This window comes from Chitinivorax sp. PXF-14 (genome assembly GCF_040812015.1).
In the GTDB taxonomy this organism is placed as follows: domain Bacteria; phylum Pseudomonadota; class Gammaproteobacteria; order Burkholderiales; family SCOH01; genus JBFNXJ01.
In genome coordinates, this window is the sequence record NZ_JBFNXJ010000064.1 from 1 (window position 1) to 209 (window position 209).

Annotated in this window: 1 protein-coding gene; it reads right to left on the minus strand. The window is 66.0% G+C overall.

From position 1 onward, the window contains the following. A partial coding sequence (locus ABWL39_RS20965; protein ID WP_367796180.1) for a recombinase family protein occupies positions 1–209 on the minus strand: 209 nt, incomplete at both ends.

Consider the following 209-nt stretch of genomic DNA (forward strand, 5'->3'; position numbering starts at 1 on the left):
GCGAAGATGCCGAAGACCAGCTTGCCGGCGGCGGTCGTGGTGTCGATGGCCGCACCGTGTCCGGTCAGCACCTTGAGGCCGATGCCACGCCCGGTCAGATCGTGGACGGTGTTGATCAGGTGCCGCAGATCGCGCCCTAGTCGGTCCAGTTTCCACACCACCAGCGTATCCCCTTCGCGCAGCGCCTTCAGACAGCTTGCCAGGCCAGG